The sequence below is a fragment of the Streptomyces sp. NPDC051567 genome (assembly GCF_044454165.1).
Lineage (GTDB): Bacteria > Actinomycetota > Actinomycetes > Streptomycetales > Streptomycetaceae > Streptomyces.
The window spans coordinates 58,845-80,743 of record NZ_JBITDK010000015.1 but is presented as its reverse complement, the minus strand read 5'-3'; the positions used below and the strand labels follow the sequence as shown (position 1 = coordinate 80,743).

The 21,899-nt window shown below is 71.5% G+C and carries 15 protein-coding genes; 3 read left to right on the top strand and 12 right to left on the bottom strand.

The features are described from left to right. Positions 1 to 101: 101 nt before the first annotated feature. The 5 genes from dxs to ACIA5F_RS18330 all read right to left on the bottom strand — a co-directional run bounded on the left by dxs (position 102) and on the right by ACIA5F_RS18330 (position 6,912). A complete protein-coding gene (dxs, locus tag ACIA5F_RS18350) occupies positions 102 to 2,018 on the bottom strand; it encodes a 1-deoxy-D-xylulose-5-phosphate synthase (RefSeq protein WP_399354095.1) in 1,917 nt (638 codons plus the stop codon). Between the two features lie 273 nt (positions 2,019 to 2,291). Continuing rightward, the gene (locus ACIA5F_RS18345) at positions 2,292 to 3,563 is read right to left on the bottom strand and encodes a sugar ABC transporter permease (protein WP_399354093.1); all 1,272 of its coding nucleotides are present in this window, start codon (positions 3,561 to 3,563) and stop codon (positions 2,292 to 2,294) included. Then, positions 3,560 to 4,402, bottom strand: coding sequence for an ATP-binding cassette domain-containing protein (locus ACIA5F_RS18340; protein ID WP_399354091.1), 843 nt, complete (start codon positions 4,400 to 4,402; stop codon positions 3,560 to 3,562). The genes ACIA5F_RS18345 and ACIA5F_RS18340 overlap by 4 nt, the downstream gene beginning before the upstream one ends. Positions 4,403 to 4,466: 64 nt before the next feature. Then, positions 4,467 to 5,579, bottom strand: a complete 1,113-nt coding sequence (locus ACIA5F_RS18335) for a sugar ABC transporter substrate-binding protein (RefSeq protein ID WP_399354089.1) — start codon at positions 5,577 to 5,579, stop codon at positions 4,467 to 4,469. Positions 5,580 to 5,670: 91 nt separating this feature from the next. Then, positions 5,671 to 6,912: an ROK family protein gene (locus ACIA5F_RS18330; protein ID WP_399354087.1), complete on the bottom strand. Its 1,242-nt coding sequence runs from the start codon at positions 6,910 to 6,912 to the stop codon at positions 5,671 to 5,673. A gap of 339 nt (positions 6,913 to 7,251) precedes the next feature. On the opposite strand from ACIA5F_RS18330, the gene ACIA5F_RS18325 reads away from it, so the two are divergent. Beyond that, on the top strand, positions 7,252 to 8,034 hold the full coding sequence (locus tag ACIA5F_RS18325) for an MgtC/SapB family protein (RefSeq protein ID WP_399354085.1): 783 nt from the start codon (positions 7,252 to 7,254) through the stop codon (positions 8,032 to 8,034). On the opposite strand, the gene ACIA5F_RS18320 is transcribed toward ACIA5F_RS18325, so the two are convergent. The 4 genes from ACIA5F_RS18320 to acnA form a co-directional block, all read right to left on the bottom strand. Continuing rightward, positions 7,977 to 8,906 carry a carbohydrate ABC transporter permease gene (locus tag ACIA5F_RS18320; RefSeq protein ID WP_399354083.1) on the bottom strand — a complete coding sequence of 310 codons (930 nt, stop codon included), beginning with the start codon at positions 8,904 to 8,906 and terminating at the stop codon, positions 7,977 to 7,979. The genes ACIA5F_RS18325 and ACIA5F_RS18320 overlap by 58 nt on opposite strands. Positions 8,907 to 8,919: 13 nt before the next feature. Further along, positions 8,920 to 9,864, bottom strand: coding sequence for a carbohydrate ABC transporter permease (locus tag ACIA5F_RS18315; RefSeq protein WP_399354082.1), 945 nt, complete (start codon positions 9,862 to 9,864; stop codon positions 8,920 to 8,922). A 94-nt stretch (positions 9,865 to 9,958) separates the two neighbouring features. Continuing rightward, entirely contained in the window at positions 9,959 to 11,443 is a 1,485-nt protein-coding gene (gene ngcE, locus ACIA5F_RS18310) for an N-acetylglucosamine/diacetylchitobiose ABC transporter substrate-binding protein (protein WP_399354080.1), read from the bottom strand. Between the two features lie 288 nt (positions 11,444 to 11,731). Next, complete coding sequence (gene acnA / locus ACIA5F_RS18305; RefSeq protein ID WP_399354227.1) at positions 11,732 to 14,470, bottom strand: aconitate hydratase AcnA; 2,739 nt, start codon at positions 14,468 to 14,470, stop codon at positions 11,732 to 11,734. A gap of 726 nt (positions 14,471 to 15,196) precedes the next feature. Here acnA and ACIA5F_RS18300 point away from each other — a divergent pair. Together ACIA5F_RS18300 and ACIA5F_RS18295 are read left to right on the top strand one after the other, a co-directional pair. Then, positions 15,197 to 16,726, top strand: a complete 1,530-nt coding sequence (locus ACIA5F_RS18300) for a helix-turn-helix domain-containing protein (protein ID WP_399354078.1) — start codon at positions 15,197 to 15,199, stop codon at positions 16,724 to 16,726. Positions 16,727 to 16,890: 164 nt separating this feature from the next. After that, complete coding sequence (locus tag ACIA5F_RS18295) at positions 16,891 to 18,303, top strand: cytochrome P450 (protein WP_399354076.1); 1,413 nt, start codon at positions 16,891 to 16,893, stop codon at positions 18,301 to 18,303. Positions 18,304 to 18,333: 30 nt separating this feature from the next. Here the strand turns inward: ACIA5F_RS18295 and ACIA5F_RS18290 are convergent, their stop codons facing one another. The 3 genes from ACIA5F_RS18290 to ACIA5F_RS18280 all read right to left on the bottom strand — a co-directional run bounded on the left by ACIA5F_RS18290 (position 18,334) and on the right by ACIA5F_RS18280 (position 21,793). Further along, entirely contained in the window at positions 18,334 to 19,941 is a 1,608-nt protein-coding gene (locus ACIA5F_RS18290; RefSeq protein ID WP_399354074.1) for an MFS transporter, read from the bottom strand. 85 nt (positions 19,942 to 20,026) lie between these two features. Further along, complete coding sequence (locus ACIA5F_RS18285; protein WP_399354072.1) at positions 20,027 to 20,743, bottom strand: GntR family transcriptional regulator; 717 nt, start codon at positions 20,741 to 20,743, stop codon at positions 20,027 to 20,029. Positions 20,744 to 20,800: 57 nt separating this feature from the next. Beyond that, entirely contained in the window at positions 20,801 to 21,793 is a 993-nt protein-coding gene (locus ACIA5F_RS18280; protein ID WP_399354070.1) for an ornithine cyclodeaminase family protein, read from the bottom strand. Between the last annotated feature and the right edge of the window lie 106 nt (positions 21,794 to 21,899).

Below are 21,899 nucleotides of genomic sequence, written 5' to 3'. Positions count from 1 at the left end.
CACGTGAAAACGGGCCGGGAGGCCCACCCCCCAAGGGTGAACCTCCCGGCCCGTGACGTGCAACCGCACGGTGATCACGTGACGTGCGACCGGCACACCGGTCAGTCGACGGCGGCGGCCGGTTCGCTGTCGTAGCGCCCGTCGAGCTTGGCCACCAGACCGGTGACCTGGCGGGCGATGTCCGGCGCGGTCAGCCCGATCTCGGCCATGACCTCCTTGCGGGAGGCGTGGTCGAGGAAGCGCTGGGGGATGCCGAAGTCGCGCAGCGGTACGTCGACCCCCGCGTCCCGCAGCGCCTGGGAGACGGCGGAGCCGACCCCGCCGGTGCGGCCGTTGTCCTCGACGGTGACGACGACCCGGTGGCGGTCGGCGAGCGGGGCCAGCGCCTCGTCCACCGGCTTGACCCAGCGGGGGTCGACCACGGTGGAGGAGATGCCCTGCTTGTCGAGGAGCGTGGCGACCTCCAGGCACATCGGGGCGAGCGCACCGACCGAGACGATCAGTACGTCCGGCCGGACGACCTCGGGCCCCGGGGTGCGCAGCACGTCCATGCCGCCGATCCTGCCGACGGCCGGGACCGCGGGCCCCACGACGCCCTTGGAGTAGCGCACGACGGTCGGGGCGTCCTCGACGGCGACGGCCTCGCGCAGCTGCGCGCGCAGCTGCTCGGCGTCGCGCGGGGCGGCCAGCCGCAGGCCGGGGACGACCTGGAGGATGGACATGTCCCACATGCCGTTGTGGGAGGCGCCGTCGTCACCCGTGACCCCGGCCCGGTCCAGGACGAAGGTGACCCCGCACTTGTGCAGGGCCACGTCCATCAGGACCTGGTCGAAGGCGCGGTTGAGGAAGGTGGCGTAGACGGCGAAGACCGGGTGGACCCCGCCGCTGGCCAGGCCCGCCGCCGAGGTGGCGCCGTGCTGCTCGGCGATGCCCACGTCGAAGATGCGGTCCGGGTAGGCGTCCGCGAACTTCTTCAGGCCGACCGGCTGGAGCATGGCCGCGGTGATCGCGACGACGTCCGGGCGGTCCTTGCCCAGCTTGACCATCTCGTCGGCGAAGACGGAGGTCCAGCTGGCGGCGGCGGTCTTGACCGGCAGACCGGTGTCCGGGTGGATCACGCCGACCGCGTGGAAACGATCCGCCTCGTCCTGGACGGCCGGTTCGTAGCCCCGGCCCTTCTGGGTGAGGCAGTGGACGATGACCGGGCCGCTGAAGCGCTTGGCGCGCTGGAGGGCCGACTCCAGGGCCTCGATGTCGTGGCCGTCGATGGGCCCGATGTACTTCAGGCCCAGGTCCTCGAACATGCCCTGCGGGGCGATGAAGTCCTTGAGCCCCTTCTTGGCGCCGTGCAGGGTCTCGTAGAGCGGCTTCCCGACGACCGGGGTGCGCTCCAGGAGGTCCTTGCCGCGGGCCAGGAAGCGCTCGTAGCCGTCCGTGGTGCGCAGGGTGGCCAGGTGGTTCGCGAGGCCGCCGATGGTGGGGCCGTAGGAGCGCTCGTTGTCGTTGACGACGATCACCAGCGGGCGGTCCTTGGCGGCGGCGATGTTGTTCAGCGCCTCCCAGGCCATGCCTCCGGTGAGCGCGCCGTCGCCGATGACGGCGGCCACGTGGTGGTCCTCGCGGCCGAGCACCTCGTTGGCCTTGGCGAAGCCGTCGGCCCAGCCCAGCACGGTGGAGGCGTGCGAGTTCTCGATCACGTCGTGCTCGGACTCGGCGCGCGAGGGGTAGCCGGAGAGGCCGCCCTTGGTGCGCAGGTTCCCGAAGTCCTGGCGGCCCGTGAGCAGCTTGTGGACGTACGCCTGGTGACCGGTGTCGAAGAGGACCTTGTCCTTGGGCGAGTCGAAGACCCGGTGCAGGGCGATGGTCAGTTCGACCACCCCGAGGTTGGGGCCGAGGTGCCCGCCGGTCTTGGAGACGGCGTCGACGAGGAAGGACCTGATCTCGGCGGCGAGCTGGTCGAGCTCCTCCTGGCTGAGCCGGTCCAGATCGCGCGGTCCCTTGATGCGGGTCAGCAGCACCCGTGCCTCCTTGCAGTTGCTTGCTGGTCTGTCGAGTCTAATGTTCCGCTCGGGGGCACGGTCATCGGGCCGTCCCGGCCGGGTTACACCTTTGTCATACATGTACATGGGATCGCGGGGTCACACATACCAAACGGGCGTATACCCGCACAGCTGTACGCGCACGGGCACACGCGGGTGCCCGGTGCCGCACGGAACGGCGCCGGGCATGTGACCGGTCTTACCGGGACTGTGACCGGTCTCCCACCGGCCGGGAGGGCTCCGGGGGCGCGGTCAGGCGCGTCCGGCCGTCCTCCGGTTCCTGCGCGTGACCGAGTCGATCACCACCGTGGCGAGCAGCACCGCGCCGGTGATCATGTACTGGACCGGCGTCGCGATGCCCTCCAGTGCCAGACCGTACTGGATGGAGGTGATCACCATGACGCCGAGGAGCGCGTTCCAGGTCCGGCCCCGGCCGCCGAAGAGGCTGGTGCCGCCGATGACGGCCGCCGCGATCACGTTCATCAGCAGGTCCCCCGAGCCGGCGCTCTGGTTGGCCGCCGCGATCTTGGAGGCCCAGAAGAGCCCGCCGACGGCGGCGAAGGTGCCCGCGACCGTGAAGACCGCGATCCGGACACCGTCGACGTCGATGCCCGCCCGGCGGGACGCCTCGACGCCGCCGCCGAGCGCGAGGACCCTGCGGCCGAAAGGGGTACGGCGCAAGGCGAAGTCCGTGCCGGTCAGGGCGAGCAGGAAGAGCACCACGGCCAGCGGCAGGCCCTTGTACTGGTTGAACACCACGGCGGGGCCGAAGCTGAGCACCGCGAGCAGGCCCGTGCGCAGCAGGATGCCGGCGAGTGGCCGGAAGGGGACCCCGGCGGCCTCCCGGCGGCGCGCGTCGAGGAAGGAGGCGAGGAAGTATCCGGCCACGGCGACCGCGGCCAGCCCGTAGCCCGCGGCCACGTCCGGGAAGTAGTACGTGGTGAGCTGTCCGACCACGCCCCCGGGGTCGAGGTTGACCGTGCCGTTGCTGCCGAGGATCTGGAGCATCGCGCCGGACCAGAAGAGCAGGCCCGACAGGGTGACGGCGAAGGCCGGGGCGCCGATCCGGGCGAAGAAGAAGCCGTGGACGGCCCCGATCAGGGCTCCTCCCGCGAGGGCGGCGAGGACCGCGAGCCGTTCGTCGACGCCGTGGGTGACGGCGAGGACGGCGATGACGGCGCCCGAGACCCCGCTGACCGAACCGGCCGAGAGGTCGATCTCCCCGAGCAGCAGCACGAAGATGACGCCGATGGACATCATCCCGGTGGCGACCATCGTGATCGCGATGTTGGTCAGGTTCTCCGCGGAGAGGAAGTTCTCGTTCAGGGCCTGGAAGATGCCCCAGATGGCGATCAGCCCGCCGACGACCGGGACGGAGCCCAGGTCACCGGCGCTCAGGCGGCGTCCGAGCTCGTCCAGCTGCCCGGAGAGCCTTTGCTCGCGGACCGGCGGCCGGGGATCGGCAGCGGCGGAGCTGGGGCTGCTGGGGCCTGTGGGGCCGGCGGCGGGGTTCTCGGTGGTCATCCGCGGGCCTCCCCGGGACGGATGTCGGTAGGGGTAGCGGTACGGGCATCGGTAGGGGTGTCGGTACGGGTACGGTCCGCCCGGCGGGTCACGGCGTTGTCCGTGGCTCCCGTGATGGCGGAGACGATCTCCTCGTGCGAGGTGTCGGCGACGGCGAGGACCCCGTTGTTGCGGCCGAGCCGCAGGACCGCCACCCGGTCGGCGACGGCCCGCACGTCGGCCAGGTCGTGGCTGACGAGAACGACGGCGTGGCCGCGCTCGCGCAGCCGTTCCACCAGGTCGAGGACCTGGGCGGTCTGCTCGACGCCCAGCGCGGCGGTGGGTTCGTCGAGGAGGACGAGCCGGGGCTCGCCCAGCATCGAGCGGGCGATGGCCACGGTCTGGCGCTGGCCGCCGGAGAGCGAGGCGACCGGGACGCGGACGCTGGGAATCCGGATGGACAGGGTGGCCAGGAGCTTCCGGGCGCGCCGCTCCATCTCCACCTCGTCCAGGACACCGCGGCGCGTGAGCTCACGGCCCAGGAAGAGGTTGCCGACGACGTCGAGGTTGTCGCAGAGCGCGAGGTCCTGGTAGACCGTCGCGATGCCCAGGGCCCGGGCGTCGTGGGGCGTGCCGAGGACGACCGGGCGGCCCTGCCACTCGATGACCCCCTCGTCGACGGGATGCACCCCGGCGATCGTCTTGACCAGCGTGGACTTGCCGGCGCCGTTGTCGCCGACGAGGGCGACCACCTCGCCGGCGTGGACGTCGAGGTCCACCTCGGTCAGGGCCTGGACGGCGCCGAACCGTTTCGAGACCCCTCGCAACGCCAGCACGGGCGCAGCGGACACATGAACCATCTCCTTCGCCGCCTGACCGGCGGGACGCGTACGGAAAGAGAACGTGCGGAGGCGGCGGAGGGCCTTACCCGAGGCCGAGGGCGGTGCAGGCCGCCGCGTAGCGGTCGGCGCAGATCTCGCTGACCGGGTGGACACCGTCCTTGACCACGGTGTCCTTGATGTTGTCCTTGGTGAGGGGGACGACCGGGATCAGCACGGCCGGGACGCCCTTGGCGGTGGCGCTGTCCACGGTCGAGGTGGTGATCCCGTCGAGCCGCTCGCCCCGGGCGAGGGCGACGGCCATCTTCGCGGCGGCCTCGGCCTCCGGCGCGTAGGGCTTGTAGACGCTCATGTACTGCTCGCCCGCCACGATCCGCTGCACACCGGCGAGTTCGGCGTCCTGGCCGGTGACCGGGGGCAGCGTGGACAGGCCGGCCGCCTTCAGGGCGGTGATGACGCCGCCGGCCATGCCGTCGTTGGCCGCGTAGACGCCGACGATCGCGTCCTTGCCGAGCGCGGCGATCGCCGCCGCCATGTTGGTGTTGGCGTTCTCCGGCTTCCACTCCTTGGTGTCGTACTCCTTGCCCACGGTCACCTTGCCGTCGAGTTCGGCGTGCGCGCCCTTCTTGAACAGGGCGGCGTTCGGGTCGGTGACCGAGCCGTTCATCATGACGATCCGGCCGTCCTCGGCCCGGTCGCCGAGCGCCGCCAGCAGCGCCCTGCCCTGGACCCTGCCGACCTCCTCGTTGTCGAAGGAGGTGTAGGCGTCGATCGGGCCCTCGGCGAGGCGGTCGTAGGCGACGACCGGGATGCCCGCCTCCTTGGCCTTCCTGACCGAGCCGGCGATGGCCTTGGCGTCCACGGCGTCGACGATCAGGACGTCCACCTTGTTGGTGATCATCGTGTCGGCCTGGGAGTTCTGTGTGGTCGCGTCCTGCTTGGCGTTGGCGTAGACCACTTCGCCCTTGCCGCCGGTGAGTTCGGCGACCTTCTTCTCGATGAGGGGTCTGTCGAACTTCTCGTACCGTGCCGTCTGGTTCTCGGGCAGGAGCAGCCCGACCTTGATCGCGTCCCCCTGGGCGGCGCCGGAGCTCTTCGGCGTGTCGCCGGCCTGCTTCGCGCTGCCGCAGGCGGCGAGTAAGAGGGCCGTGGCGGAGGCGGTGAGGGCGACGGCGGAGGCGCGCATACGCGTGTTCATGTCCTGAACCTCCTTGGCAGGGCCGCGTCATTGCGGCCGAGGTGGGGGTGAGTCAACCCCGGCCGCAACTTTGCCGTCAAGGAGTGAACACTTAACGAGATGACAACGGTGCCATCCGTTCTCTGCCCGAAGACATGACGACAGAAGCCCGTGTCCCGGCCCCCGGCTGCGCCAGGAAGTTCGAGTCGCCCATCTCGCTCAGGACGAGGGCCAGCGCGCCCAGCACCTCCGCCCGGTCGCCCAGCGAACCGGGCAGTACGGACAGCTGCCGGGCCGCGCTGGGGATCGCGTACCTCCCCACCGATTCACGGATGGGGGCCAGGATCAGTTCACCCGCGTCCGCGAGCGGTCCGCCGAGCACCACCCGGCTCGGGTTCAGCAGGTTGCAGAGGCTGGCGACGCCGCTGCCGACGTGGCGGCCCACGTCCGTGACGACCCGGCGGCACCCCGGGTCCCCCGCGCGGGCCAGCTCGACCACCCGTTCCATCGTCAGCTCCGGCCCGTGCGTGCCCTGGAGCAGCGGCAGGACGTACCGGGCCGCGGCGAAGGTCTCCAGGCAGCCGCGGTTGCCGCAGCGGCAGACCGGGCCGGACTCGTCGAGCGTGATGTGCCCGATCTCCCCGGCGGTGCCGCCGGGCCCCCGGTAGATCGAGCCGTTGATCACCAGACCGGCCCCGACGCCCCCGGCCACCTTGACGTACGCGAGGTCTTTGACCCCCCGGCCGCTCCCCCAGACCAGTTCGCCGAGGGCCCCGAGGTTCGCGTCGTTGTCGACGTGGACGGGGACCCCGAGCCGCCGCGAGAGCTCCTGGCGGGGGTTTGTCCCGGCCCAGCCCGGCAGGATCGCGGTCGAGCCGAGGTTCCCCGACTCCACGTCGATCGGGCCGGGGACGCCGAGCCCGACGCCGACGACCTTGTCCAGGCTCACCCCGGCGCCCGCGAGCAGCCGCCCGACCAGGGCTTCGGCCCGGTCGAAGCCGTCCGCCCAGGAGGCGTCCACGTCCAGCGGCCCGGCCTCCTCGGCCAGGACCCGGTGGGCGAGGTTCCCGACGGCGACCCGCAGGTGGGTGTGGCCGAAGTCGACGCCGATGACGATGCCCGCGTCCCCGCTCAGCGAGACGCTGCGCGCCCGCCGGCCCCCGGCCGAGGTCGGGGTGACCTCGACGGTCCCGCTCTCCCTGAGCTCCCGGACGATGTTGGAGACCGTGGCCGCCGACAGTCCGGTCGTCCGGGCGATCTCCGCCTGGGTCAGCGAACCCGCGAGCCGCACCGCCCGCACGACCCGTTCGAGGTTCGCCCGATGCAGCGAGGACTGCGATCCGGGAGTCTGCACGACTCATCCACTCCTGCCCATGGGCGACGGCCGGGCCGTCACCCCCCGGCCGGATGTCACGGCTGCCCGCTCCGCGACCCCGGCGTCTCTCCAACTTGTGAAGCTCAAGTCGAGCCTTTGGCCCTCCTGACGTCAAGAGCCGGACGCTACGCGAATCCGCCGCCCACCTGGCCAAAGGCGAAGGCGACGCCGGGCTTCGTCCCCCTGCCCGCGGGTTACCTCCCCTGGCCGATCGGCGTTCTGCTCCCGTACCGCGTACTTACGCGGCGCGTGAAGACCTGGTACATCCGTAGATTCGACGCCTGGCCGCAAGAGCCGGGCAGCGGAAGGGAGAGGCCGATGCCGCTCACCGAATGGGAGATGGCCGGGCACCTGGCCGCCGCGCTCGGCTTCGGGGCGGCGATCGGCCTGGAACGGCAGTGGCGGGCCCGGATGGCGGGGCTGCGGACCAATGCCCTGGTGGCGGGCGGGGCCGCGCTGTTCGTGCTGCTCTCGCAGTACGGGTTCCTCAGCACGGTCCCGGAGGGGGTGAGCTACGACGGCTCGCGGGTCGCCGCCCAGATCGTCTCCGGGATCGGTTTCCTCGGCGCCGGTGTGATCATGCGCGACGGGCTGAACGTCCGGGGTCTGAACACGGCCGCCACCCTGTGGTGTTCGGCGGCCGTGGGCTGTCTGGCCGGTGTGGGGCTGTTCGTCCTGGCGGCCTGCGGCACGGCGGGCGTGGTGGGGGCCAACCTCCTGCTGCGCCCGCTGGGCCGGCGGCTGGACCGGGCGCCGCGCGGCGGCGCGGAGGTGGCCACCGACTTCCACTTCGAGGCGGTGTGCCGGCAGTCGGACGAGGCCCACATCCGCCACCGGCTCGTCGACGCGCTGGGCCGGCCCGGCTACCAGCTGCGCTCGATCCGCAGTCAGGAGGGCCCGGAGCCGGGCCAGGTGACCGTGTCCGCGCTGCTGACCGCCGAGGGGCACGAGGGCCGGGCCCTGGAGGAGGCGGTCACCAGCCTGTCGCTGGAGCCCGCGGTCTCGGCGGTGAGCTGGTCGGTGGTGCCGGACCCGGAGTCGCGCTACTTGAGGGTGGCGGACGTCAGGCCGGCCTGGATCTGGCGCTGGAAGGACAGGTAGACGACCAGCATCGGGATCATGGCGACGGTCACCCCGGCGAAGAGCACCGGCAGGTCCGTCTCGTACCCCATCTGGTACTGGAGCTGGACGAGTCCCTGGGTGAGCAGGTACCGCTCCGGGTCGGAGCCGCTCTGCGGCTGCATCAGCACGGCGGGCAGGATGTACTGGTTCCACTGGCCCAGGATGTTGAACATCCCGACGCTGACCAGGCCGGGCCGGGCCATCGGCAGCATCACCTGGAAGAAGATCCGGGTGTGCGAGGCACCGTCGACGACCGCCGCCTCGTGGACCGCCGTCGGCAGCGTCCGGAAGAACGCGTGCAGGAAGAAGACGGTGAAGGGCATCGAGTAGGCGACGTACACCAGGACCAGGCCCTGGTAGGTGTTGAGCAGGTCGAACCGCTTGACCATGAAGAAGAGCGGGACGAGCGCGAGGAAGACGGGGAACATGGCCCCGCCGACGAAGAAGTAGTAGACGAGCCGGTTGCCCGGGAAGGGGTAGCGGGCCAGGACGTACGCGGCCATGGCGCCGAACAGCATGGTCAGCGGGACCGAGAAGGCCATCACGGTCAGCGTGTGGGCGAAGTAGTCGCCGATGCCCTTGCTCCAGGCCCGGCCGAAGGCGTCGACGTGCCAGTGGGAGGGCAGGCTCAGGGCCGAACCGCCGATCTGCGCGTCGGTCTTGAAGGAGCCGAGCGCGAGCCAGAGCAGGGGCAGGACGACGAGGACGGCCCAGACGGCGAGGAAACCGTGGGAGAAGACGTCGAGGACCACGCCCTCGGCGCCGCCGCCCGTCCGCCGCCCGTCCGCCGCCCGGGTGGGGCCGGAGCGCTCCGGGGCGGTCTCGCCGGGCGCCTTGATCACAGTGGTCATGGTGGTCTCCCGCTCAGAACTCGATGCGCTCACGGCGGGTGGCGCGCAGCACGACGACGGAGAGGATCAGGGTCAGCAGGAGCATGACCACGCCCATGGCGCAGGCGTAGCCGCTCTTGCCGAAGTACAGGAAGTTGCGCATCAGCACCGTGGCCATGACCTCGCTCCGGTGGTCGGGGCCGCCGCCGAACTGGCCCGAGGTCATGGTGGAGACCAGGACGAACATGTCCATGGCGGCGATGCCCAGGTAGACCGCGGAGGTCTGCACGGAGTCCCACAGCAGGGGCAGGGTGATCCTGAAGAAGGTCTGGGCGCGCCCGGCGCCGTCGAGCAGCGCGGCCTCGTAGACGTCCCTGGGGACGGACTGCATGGCGGCCGAGAAGAGGACGAGGTAGAAGCCGACGCCGTGCCAGACGACGACGAGCAGCAGGCACCACAGGACGAGGTCGGGTTCGTTGAGCCATTCGACGGGGTGCTCCGGGTCCACCAGGCCGGCCCGGACGAGCAGGCCGTTGAGGAGACCGCCCTGGTCGCTGCGGTAGACGGCGCCGAAGAGGACCGCGAGGACGGCGAGGGAGAGGACCTGGGGGAAGAAGTAGACGATCTTGTAGAAGCGTGATCCCCGTACGCCCTGCACCCCGCCGGACCCGCCGCGTCCGCCCGCGTTGACCATGAAGGCGAGGAAGAGGGCGAGCAGGATGGTGGTCACCGGGACGAGGACCAGGAGCAGCAGGTTGTTCACGAGGGCGCCGCGGAAGACCTCGTCCCGCAGCAGCGTCGCGTAGTTGTCCAGGCCGACGAAGTGGAGGACCGGTGACTGGCCGGTCCAGTCGGTGAAGGAGTAGCCGAACGTCTGGACGTACGGCCAGATGACGAAGGTCAGGTAGAGCGTGAGGGGCGCGAGGAGGAAACCGGTGATGAAGCCGGTCCTGCGCTTCCCCCGGGATACGTGGCTCATGGTGTCCGTCCTGGTCGTCCGTGCTGATCGGCCGTGCTGGTCGGCCGTACTGGTCGGCCGTCCCCGGTGGTGACGAGGGCGTCGGGGCGGGGGGTCAGCCGCGGCGGTTGTCCCGGGCCGCGGGGGTGGCGGCGGCCCGGTCCACGGCGGCCTGGGCGCGTCTGATCCACTCCCTGGGCTGGATGCGCCGGGCCATCAGCTCGTTGGACGCGTTCTGGAGCTCGGTGTCCAGCTCGCTGTACCGGTCCGGGTACAGGTAGGTGAAGGTGTCGGTGCCCGCGGCCCTGAGCGAGTCCACCACCGAGCGGGTGCCCGGCCGCAGCCGTACGCGGGGGTCCACGCCGTCCTTGAGCACGGTCAGGGCGTTGGCCTGCCGGGCGAAGACGGTCGACCATTCGCGGGAGAGCATCGAGCGGACGAACTCCATGCCCCCGGACCTGTTGGCGGCCCGCGCCGGGACGATGAAGGGCTCGCCCGCGCCGGCCCGGACGGCCTCGACGGGGAGCGCGCTGCCGTCGAGCACGGGGACCGGCAGGAAGGTCATCCCGAAGTCGGCCGGGGTCTGCTTCAGCTGCTCGTTCTCCAGCCAGGAACCGCAGGGCACGAAGGCGGCCCGGTACTGGTTCCAGGCGGTCTGGGCCTCCGTGTGCGTGAGGCCGTTGGTGCCCGGCATCAGCAGGCCCTTCTCGGCCACCTCGTAGACGGCCTCGACGGCCGCGAGGGCCGCCGTACTGCCCGCGAAGGCGTGGGGCTCCAGGTCGTCGATCGCCCGCACGGCCCGCGGGCCGCCCTTCTTGGCGATCAGGTCCATGATGACGACGTTGATGTAGTACGGGAACCTGCCCTGGTGGGCGAGGCCGCCGATGCCCGCCTTCCTGGCCTTGGCGCAGATCCCCAGGAACGCGTCCCAGGTCTTCGGGGGTGTCCAGCCCCGCTCCTCGAAGAGCTTCGCGGAGTACCAGAGGCCGAAGACGGTGTAGACGTAGTTCAGTGCGACGAACCTGCCGCCCTGGGTGCCCTGTTCGACCGTGCCGGCGATCAGGGTGGAGCGGACCGTTCGGGTGGGATCGTCGGGCGAGGGCGCGTCGAGCACCGGGGTGAGGTCGGCGAGCTGGTCCGCCTTGAGGAGCACGTCCAGCTTGATCTGCTGGGCCCCGGCGTCGTCGACGACGTCCGGCGGGTTGCCGCCGTTGAACCGGGGCTGGAGCTTGGCGGTGATCTCCTGGGTGGCCAGGTGGGAGGTGGTGGTGCCCCACTTGCGGTCGAAGGCGGCCTCCCAGGTCCTGGCGTAGGCGTCGCCGAAGCCGCCCTTGAAGACCACGACGTCCAGGGGGGTGCCCCGGGCGACGCCGAAGGGGTTGGCCGGGCTCTTCGGGGCCGTGCCGAAGCGGTTGGCCGGGGTGAACGAGCCGCCGGAGGCGCAGCCGCCGAGGAGACCCGCCACCGGGCCGGCGGCCAGGCCGAGCGCCGCCGCGCGCGTGACGAGGTCCCGTCGGCCCGGCCCGGCGCCGGGGCCCGTGCCCGTGCCCGTGCCGTCGGGTGCGGGGGTGGTCCCGTCGGGTGCGGGGGTGGGTGCCATCCTCGGCTCCTCGCCTTCGTCGGGGTCGGCCTCCGCCCGGCCCCGCGCGTCCCGTGCGGGGTCCGGCTCCGGGCCGGGGACCCGCGCGTCTCCCGGTCCCGCTCGCCGGGGAGCCGGACCTCGCGCGGGACGCCCCGGCACAAGCGGAAGGGCCGCACCCCCTTTTCGGGGGTACGGCCCTATGGTGCCGACTGGCGGAGCCGTGTCGGCTGATTGGGCTCCGCCGGGCGCGCCCTCAGTTCACCGGTCCGGTCCGGATCGGTCCGGATCGGATCGGATCGGTCCGGCTCAGCCTCGGATGAGGTTCCGGAGCACGTACTGCATGATGCCGCCGTTGCGGTAGTAGTCCGCCTCGCCCGGGGTGTCGATGCGGACGACCGCGTCGAACTCACTGCGAACGTTCCCGGCTTCGCCGGGGGCCGTCTCGGCGATCACCTTGACCGTGCGCGGGGTGGTGCCGTTGTTCAGCTCCTCCACACCGGTGAAGGCGAAGGTCTCCTCGCCGGTGAGGCCGAGCGAGGCCGCGGTGGCGCCTTCGGGGAACTGCAGGGGCAGGACGCCCATGCCGATCAGGTTGGAGCGGTGGATGCGCTCGTAGGACTCGGCGATGACGGCCTTCACGCCGAGCAGCGCGGTGCCCTTGGCCGCCCAGTCGCGGGAGGAGCCGGAGCCGTACTCCTTGCCCGCCAGGATGACCAGCGGGATGCCGGCGGCCTGGTAGTTCTGCGAGGCGTCGTAGATGAAGGAGACCGGCGCGCCGTCGACGGTGAAGTCGCGGGTGAAGCCGCCCTCGGTGCCCTGCGCGATCTGGTTGCGCAGGCGGATGTTGGCGAAGGTGCCGCGGATCATGACCTCGTGGTTGCCGCGGCGGGAACCGTACGAGTTGAAGTCGCGGCGCTCGACGCCGTGCTCGGTGAGGTACTTGCCGGCCGGGGTGTCGGCCTTGATCGCACCGGCCGGGGAGATGTGGTCGGTGGTGACCGAGTCGCCCAGCTTCGCCAGGACGCGCGCGCCGGCGATGTCGGAGACCGGGGTGGTCTCCATCGTCATGCCCTCGAAGTAAGGGGGCTTGCGGACGTAGGTGGACTGCGGGTCCCACTCGAAGGTGTTGCCGGTCGGGATCTCCAGCGCCTGCCACTGGGCGTCGCCCGCGAAGACGTCCTGGTAGGACTTGTTGAACATGTCCTCGCCGATGGCGTTCGCCACGACGTCGTTGACCTCGGCCTCGGAGGGCCAGATGTCCTGGAGGTAGACCGGCTTGCCGTCGGTGTCGATGCCGAGGGCGTCCTTGGTGATGTCCACCTTCATCGAGCCCGCGATGGCGTACGCGACGACCAGCGGCGGCGAGGCCAGGTAGTTCATCTTGACGTCGGGGTTGATGCGGCCCTCGAAGTTGCGGTTGCCCGAGAGCACCGAGGTGACGGCGAGGTCGGCCTCGTTGATCGCCTTCGAGATCTCCTCGTCCAGCGGACCGGAGTTGCCGATGCAGGTGGTGCAGCCGTAGCCGACCAGGTTGAAGCCCAGCTTGTCCAGGTACGGGGTCAGGCCGGCCTTGTCGAAGTAGTCGGTGACGACCTTCGAGCCCGGGGCCAGGGTGGTCTTGACCCACGGCTTGCGGGTCAGGCCCTTCTCGGACGCCTTCTTGGCCACGAGCGCCGCGGCGACCATGACGTAGGGGTTCGAGGTGTTGGTGCAGGAGGTGATCGCGGCGACGGTGACGGCGCCGTGGTCGATCTCGAAGGAGGTGCCGTCGGCCAGGGTGACCGGGGTGGGCCTGGTCGGCACGCCGTTGGCCGAGGCCGGCGAGTCGGAGGCCGGGAAGGACTCCTTGCCCGCCTCCTCGTCGTCGCTCACGTAGTTGCGCACGTCGAGCGCGAACTGCTGCGAGGCGTTGGCGAGGACGATGCGGTCCTGCGGGCGCTTCGGGCCGGCGATGGAGGGGACGACCGTGGAGAGGTCGAGCTCCAGCTTCTCCGAGAAGTCGGGCTCGGCGGCCGGGTCCAGCCACAGGCCCTGGGCCTTGGCGTACGCCTCGACGAGGGCGACCTGCTGGGCGTCGCGGCCGGTCAGGCGCAGGTACTTCAGCGTCTCGTCGTCGATCGGGAAGATCGCGGCGGTGGAGCCGAACTCCGGCGACATGTTGCCGATGGTGGCGCGGTTCGCGAGGGAGGTGGCGGCGACGCCCTCACCGTAGAACTCGACGAACTTGCCGACGACGCCGTGCTTGCGGAGCATCTCGGTGATGGTCAGCACGAGGTCGGTGGCGGTGGTGCCGGCCGGCAGCTCGCCGGTCAGCTTGAAGCCGACGACGCGCGGGATCAGCATGGAGACCGGCTGGCCGAGCATCGCGGCCTCGGCCTCGATGCCGCCGACGCCCCAGCCCAGCACGCCCAGGCCGTTGACCATGGTGGTGTGCGAGTCGGTGCCGACGAGGGTGTCGGGGTACGCCTGGCCGTTGCGGACCATGACCGTGCGGGCCAGGTGCTCGATGTTGACCTGGTGGACGATGCCGGTGCCCGGGGGGACGACCTTGAACTCGTCGAAGGCGGTCTGGCCCCAGCGCAGGAACTGGTAGCGCTCCTTGTTGCGGCCGTACTCCAGCTCCACGTTCTGCAGGAACGCGTCCGGGGTGCCGAACTTGTCCGCGATCACGGAGTGGTCGATGACCAGCTCGGCCGGGGCCAGCGGGTTGATCTTGGAGGCGTCGCCGCCGAGGGCCTTCACGGCCTCGCGCATGGTCGCGAGGTCCACGACGCAGGGAACACCGGTGAAGTCCTGCATGATCACGCGGGCCGGCGTGAACTGGATCTCCTCGCTGGGCTGGGCCTGCGAGTCCCAGTTGCCGAGCGACCGGATGTGGTCGGCGGTGATGTTCGCGCCGTCCTCGGTACGGAGCAGGTTCTCCAGCAGGACCTTCAGGCTGTAGGGGAGGCGGGCCGAGCCCTCCACCTTGTCCAGCTTGAAGATCTCGTACGACTCGTCGCCCACCTGCAGCGTGCTGCGGGCGTCGAAGCTGTTCGCCGACACGACAGTCTCCTTCATGCATGAATTCGCGCGTATTACCGCACAGTGTTTCTTATGCGGCTGCCGCCGCGTGGTGCCGCCACCCCTGCCAATCCGCTAAGGTAAGGCTAGGTTAGGTAACCCTTACCAATGGGGGCGGCTGCGGTACGCCTTCGGCAGATATCTCGATGTCGAGATAACTCTAGTACATGTACCGGCGAAGGGACGAGGTGCGTACCCGCCGCACCGCCGGGACCGCCCGGCGGCCCGGTGTTCCAGCATGCCCGGAGGGCGGCGCGGAGCGGGCCGCGAGCAGGGCGGCGCCCGGGGCCGTCCCGCCCGGAACGGGACGCGTCACGCGTCCCGGCCGACCCCCCGGGCCACACCTTCCCGCCTGCTCCGATGCCCCCCACCACTCCGGGCCGCCCGATGCCACGCCGCCGTCGCCCTCGCCCGTCCCCACGGCGTCGCCGACGAGCTCCCGGACGACGCCGGCGCGCCCGGTGCGCCCGGCGCGTGTCGGCGATCACACGGACCACGGCGTGATGCGACGTCACCTCGTCGCCGCCGTCCGGCCACCACGGCACCACGGCACCGCACCGAAGCGGTCGGAAACGATCGGAAGTGGTGGGAAGCGGCGTGAAGCGGAAAGAAGCGGCAGGAAGCGCCGAAACCTGAGTTGACGGCCAGTGATACCCGTATGCCCCACCCGCCGCAGACCTCATCTCATATCTGAGATACCGTTCCCCCATGGCAGACGACTACCTCGTACGTATCGGCAAGCTCATCCGTGACGCCCGGCAGCACCGCGGCTGGACACAGAGTCAGCTCGCCGACGCACTCGGCACGAGCCAGAGCGCCGTGAACCGCATCGAGCGCGGGAACCAGAACATCAGCCTTGAGATGATCGCCCGGATCGGCGAGGCCCTCGACAGCGAGATCGTCTCTCTCGGTTACTCCGGCCCGATGCACCTGCGGGTGGTCGGCGGACGGCGGTTGTCCGGCGCCATCGACGTCAGGACGAGCAAGAACGCCTGTGTGGCCCTGCTCTGCGCGTCGCTGCTCAACAAGGGCCGTACGGTGCTCCGGCGGGTGGCCCGCATCGAGGAGGTCTACCGCCTCCTGGAGGTCCTGAACTCCATCGGTGTCCGCACCCGCTGGATCAACGACGGCGTGGACCTGGAACTGGTCCCCCCGGCCCGCCTCGACATGGAGTCCATGGACGCGGACGCGGCCCGCCGGACCCGGAGCATCATCATGTTCCTGGGCCCGCTGCTCCACCGGATGGACCAGTTCCGGCTGCCCTACGCCGGCGGCTGCGACCTCGGTACCCGCACCATCGAACCGCACATGATCGCCCTGCGCCGCTTCGGCCTGGACATCACCGCGACCGAGGGCGTCTACCACGCGCGGGTCGAGGCCGGCGTCTCCCCCGGCCGGCCGATCGTGCTGACCGAGCGCGGGGACACCGTCACCGAGAACGCCCTGCTCGCCGCCGCCCGGCACGACGGCGTCACGGTCATCCGCAACGCCTCCTCCAACTACATGGTCCAGGACCTGTGCTTCTTCCTGGAGGCCCTGGGCGTCCAGGTCGAGGGCGTCGGCACCACCACGCTCACCGTCCACGGCGTCCCGGACATCGACGTCGACGTGGACTACTCGCCCTCCGAGGACCCGGTCGAGGCGATGAGCCTGCTCGCCGCCGCGGTCGTCACCGAGTCGGAGCTGACCATCCGCCGGGTGCCGATCGAGTTCATGGAGATCGAACTCGCGGTACTGGAGGAGATGGGCCTGGACCACGACCGTTCGGCGGAGTACACCGCCGACAACGGCCGTACCCGCCTGGTGGACCTGACGGTCCGGCCGTCCAAGCTCGAAGCCCCGATCGACAAGATCCACCCGATGCCGTTCCCCGGGCTGAACATCGACAACGTCCCGTTCTTCGCGGCCATCGCCGCCACCGCCCAGGGCCAGACCCTGATCCACGACTGGGTCTACGACAACCGCGCCATCTACCTCACCGACCTCAACCGCCTCGGCGGCCGTCTCCAGCTCCTGGACCCCCACCGGGTCCTGGTCGAGGGCCCCACCCGCTGGCGCGCGGCGGAGATGATGTGCCCGCCGGCCCTGCGCCCGGCGGTGGTCGTCCTCCTCGCGATGATGGCGGCGGAAGGCACCTCGGTGCTCCGCAACGTCTACGTCATCAACCGCGGCTACGAGGAACTGGCCGAACGCCTCAACTCGGTGGGCGCCCAGATCGAGATCTTCCGGGACATCTGACCCCACGCCGAAAGCTGACCCCGCACCCCGCCGAGGCCGTGGCGGTCCCCTCCCGGCCCCCAGGGGTGGGATTCGGCCATGGCGGGAGCGGGGCGGTGATCGTGGGGGTGGGGAACCCGGAGAATCGGTTCGTCGGTACGTCGGTACGGTACGAGGGGGCGGCCATGGCGGTCGGAACGAACACAGGTGCCAAGGCGGAGGTCCCCGGGCTCTCCGGGGCCCCGCTGATCGGGTCGCTCGTCGATCTGAAGACGGACTCGCTCGGCACCTACCTGCGGGCCCGGCACCAGCACGGTGACGTCGTACGGATCACCGCCGGGCCTCCGGGGCTGCGCGCCGAGCTGTACTGCGTCTTCTCCGCGGAGGGCGTGCAGCAGGTACTGGCCTCGGAATCGGCCAACTTCCGCAAGGACAACCTCTTCTACCAGGAGATCCGGGACAGCTTCGGCAACGGCCTGCTGACCAGCCAGGACGAGGACTACCTGCGCCAGCGCCGGCTGGTGCAGCCGCTGTTCACCCCGCGCCGGGTCGACAGTTACGCCGGGGCCGTCGCCGCCGAGACCGAGGCGGCCCTCGCGGACTGGCCGCAGGCCGGGGAGGGTGTCGTCGACGTCTCGGAGGCGATGGCGCACCTGGCCCTGCGCGCGGTCGCCCGCATCCTCTTCGGCACCGACGTGGACGCCACCGTCGATGTCGTGCACCGGTGCTTTCCGGTCGTCACCGATTACGTGCTGCGCCGCGGCTACTCCCCCGTCAGCGTTCCGCGCACCTGGCCGACCCCGTCCAACAAGCGGGCGGCGGCGGCGCTGGACGAGTTGTACGCGGTCTGCGACCAGATCATCGCCGAGCGGCGGGACGCCGCCCCGGAGGGTGGCGGCGGGGACGGCGCCGACGGACCGGCACCGGCACAGGACCTGCTGAGCCTGCTCGCCTCCGCCCGGAGCACGGGGGACGCCGAGTTCGCCGCCACCGAGCTCCGCGACCAGGTGCTGGTCTTCCTCCTCGCCGGGCACGAGACGACCGCCACCTCCCTCGCCTTCGCCCTGCACCTGCTGGCCCTCCACCCCGAGGAGCAGACCCGGGCCCGCGAGGAGATCTCCCGCGTCCTGGGCGACCGTACGCCGGAGGCCGCCGACGTGGACCGGCTCCCGTACCTCACCCAGGTCCTCAAGGAGGCCATGCGGCTCTACCCGGCGGCCCCGGTCATCGGCCGCCGGGCCGTCGCCGCCACCGAGGTCGGGGGCCACACCGTCCCGGCGGGCGCGGACGTGATCCTCGCGCCGTGGGTGACGCACCGCCACCCGCGCTACTGGCCGGACCCGGACCGCTTCGACCCCGACCGTTTCACCCCGGAGGCGGAAGCGGCCCGTCCGCGCTACGCCTGGTTCCCCTTCGGCGGCGGACCGCGCGCCTGCATAGGCCAGCGCTTCTCCATGCTGGAGTCGGTGATCGCGCTGGCGATGATCCTGCGGTCCTACGAGTTCGAGGCCGTGGACACCGAGATCCCGGTCGGTGCCGGGATCACCTTGCGGACGAAGGGCCCCTCACGCTGCCGGGTCCGGCGACTGGACGGCTGACACCGGCCCGAGGCCTCCCGGGACCACGGGTCACGGCGGCGTTCCGGGCGCCCGGGTGGTGTCCGGGGCCGCCGTACGGATGTGGTTGCCCTGGAGGCGCTGGAGGTCGGCGGGGCGGATCTGGATCACGAAGAGCGCGATGGCGGCCGCGACCAGGACGAACGCCGCCGCCACGACGAAGGCGGCGCTCACGCCCGAGGTGAGGACCTGGGTGCCCCACGGCCCCGGCAGTTGCCCGGTGCGGGCGAAGAGGGCCTTCTGTGCGGGGTCCGCCGAGGTGAGGAACTCCGGCAGCTGGCGGCGGGTCTCGGCGCGGCTGGCCGTGCCGAAGACCGTCACCAGGATGGACAGGCCCAGCGATCCGCCCACCTGCTGCATCGAGTTGAGCAGCCCCGAGGCGGCGCCCGACTCCCGCTCGGGCACGTCGGACAGGGCCGTCAGCGTCAGCGAGATGTACTGCATGCCCTGGCCGAGACTGAAGAGCAGCATCGGGCCCAGCACGCTGCCCAGGTACGTCGAGTGGGTGTCGATCCGGGTCAGCCAGGCCAGGCCGCCGGTCGCGCAGAGCGCGCCGCAGACCATGAAGGGCTTGGGGCCGAACTTGGGCAGGAGCCGTGAGGTGACCCCGGCGGTCAGCGCGATCACGACGCTGACCGGCAGGAAGGAGAGCCCGGCCCGCAGCGGGCTGAAGCCCAGCACGTCCTGCACGAACAGGGTCAGGAAGAAGAACATGCCGAAGAGGGCGCAGGCGAGGAGCAGCATGATGCCGTAGGAGCCGGCCCGGTTCCGGTCGGAGAGCATGTGCAGCGGGGTGATCGGCTGGGGCGAGTGCCGTTCGTTGAGGACGAAGAGCGCGAGCAGGACCACGGCCGCCGCGAAGGAACCGAGGGTCAGCCCGTCGCCCCAGCCCTCCTGGGAGGCGCGGATGAAGCCGTAGACGAGCGAGACCATGCCGAGCGTGGACAGCAGTGCGCCCACCGAGTCGAAGTGCCCGGGGTGGCGGGGGGACTCGCGGATGACCCGGGGCGCCGCCAGGGCGATCAGCAGCGCGATCGGGACGTTGACGAAGAACACCCAGCGCCAGTCGAGCCATTCGACGAGGACCCCGCCGGCCAGCAGCCCGATCGCGCCGCCACCGGCGGAGACGGCGGCGTAGACCCCGAAGGCCCGGTTACGGGCGGGGCCTTCGCGGAAGGTGGTGGTGATCAGGGCGAGGGCGGTCGGGGAGGCGATGGCGCCGCCGACGCCCTGGAGCGCCCGGGCGGCCAGCAGCTGGCCCTCGTTCTGGGCGAGGCCGCCGAGCAGGGAGGCCAGGCCGAAGAGCAGGACGCCGAAGACGAAGACGCGGCGGCGGCCGAGGATGTCACCGGTCCGGCCGCCCAGGAGGAGCAGGCCGCCGAAGGTGAGGGTGTAGGCGCTGACGACCCAGGAGAGGCTTTCGGTGGAGAAGCCGAGGGCGCTCTGGATGTGCGGCAGCGCGATGTTCACGATGGTGATGTCGAGGACGACCATGAGCTGGCAGCAGGCGATGACGAGCAGTGCGAGGCCGGGCCGCTCCCCCTTCGTGCTCCCCTTCGCACTCCCCCGGACCGTGCCGCCGGTCCCGCTGCCGCCGCTCGGTGCTGCGTTCTGGTCCATCTTCTCGACGCTAAGCCCGCGCTCCGGGCCCCACCACTCGGACACTCCGGGTTCCGGGAGACGTTCCCCGGGACCGGGGTCCGGGTCAGCCCTTGGCGGGGCTCCCCAGGCGGCTCGGCGGTCGGCCCACCGGCTCGTCACGGCCCTGTGCCCAGAGCGAGCGGACATGGCCGAGGTGACGGAGCATGCACGCCTGCGCCGCCTGCGCGTCCCCGCTGAGCATCAGGTCGAGCAGTTCTATGTGCTCCTCGGCGGAGGAGACGAGCTTGCCGGCCTCGTCCAGGCCGGTCAGGCCGTAGAGCCGGGAGCGTTTGCGCAGGTCGCCCACGGTCTCGACCAGGCGGTCGTTGCCCGCCAGCCCCAGCAGCGTGAGGTGGAAGCGGCGGTCGGCCTCCAGGTAGCCGATGAGGTTGTGCTCGCGCGCGTTGGTGACGATCTCCTCCGCGACCGGGCGCAGGGCCTCCAGTTGCGCGGCCGTGGCGATCTCGGTGATCCGGCCGATGGTCGGTACCTCGATCATCGTGCGCAGTTCGGTGAACTGGTCCAGGTCCCGCTCGCTGACCTCGGTGATCCGGAAGCCCTTGTTGCGGACCGGTTCGACCAGACCCTCACGGGCCAGGTCGAGCATGGCTTCGCGGACCGGGGTGGCCGAGACGCCGAGTTCGGCCGCGAGGCCGGGTGCCGAGTAGACGCTCCCGGGGCGGAGCTCACCCGCTATCAGGGCTGCCCGCAGCGCGTGGCCGACCTGGTCGCGGAGCCGTTCCTGGGCCTTGATGAGACTGTGCTGTTTCAGGTCACCCATTGCGTTTCCTCCGAGACCCCCGACACCACCGATCGGCAGAGGCAACAGCGTACAATGTCACGTTGCGCTGTTCGCCCCAGCGGCCTCGAACAGCGCGACCGCCACGACAAGATCCTCCCAGGCCGCGCCGACGCCCTTGAAGAGCTGTGGACAACCCGGCGGCCCTCCCCCCGGTTTCCGGCCGCGCACCAGGTCGGCGAGGGTGCCGTTGATATGAACGGGCCCGCCGGCGCCAGCGGACCCGGCCGGCCCGTCCGTCATCCCGTTGCCGCCGGATGCGTCCCCGGCCTCGGCCGCCGGGATCAGCAGGTCCCCCGCCTCGCGCAGGGCCGCCGCGCGCGACTCGACGTACACGGCCGCGCGCCGGACCAGGGCGGTGTCGATCTCCCGGGCCTGCGGCTCGTGGGAACCGATGGCGACGACGGTCGCGTCCGGGCCGACGAGCCGCCCGTCGAAGAGCGGTCGCCGGGCGCTGGTGCAGCAGATGACCAGGTCTGCCCCGGCCACGTCCGCCGGGGTGCCGGTGCGGGCGGCCACGCCCAGGGAACGGGCGTGCGCGGCCAGCCTCCGCGCGCGCCCGGGGTCGCGGGCGACGACCACCACCCCGGCCAGTTCCCTCACGGCGAGGGCCGCTTCGAGGTGGCCGTACGCCTGCGGGCCCGAGCCGAAGAGCACCAGCCGCAGCGGGCGCCCGGCCGGGGCCAGGTACCGCAGGGCCAGAGCGGAGACCGCGGGGGTGCGCAGCGCGGTGAGGGCCGCGCCGTCGAACAGGGCCAGCGGGCGCAGGGTGGGCCCGTCGAGCAACAGGTAGGCCCCGGTGATCCGGGGCAGCCCCCGGGCCGGGTTGCCGGGCGCGACCCCGGCGATCTTCACCCCGGCGTACCCGCCGGACGCGGCCGGCATCAGCAGCAGTTCACCGCCGGGCACGGCGACCGCGGCGCGCGGCGGGCAGCGCTCGGGGTCCAGCCCGGCCAGCAGGGCGGCGGCCAGGGCGTCGGCCGCCGCGGCCGGGGTGAGCAGCCCGGCCGTCTCCCGCGCACCCCACTGCACGAGCCCGCCACCGGCACTTCCGACGGCGCCACCACCACCGGCACCGGGCGCGGGCCCGGCCGGAGGCACGGACAGGGCCCCGCCGCCGCCCGACGGCACGGCACCG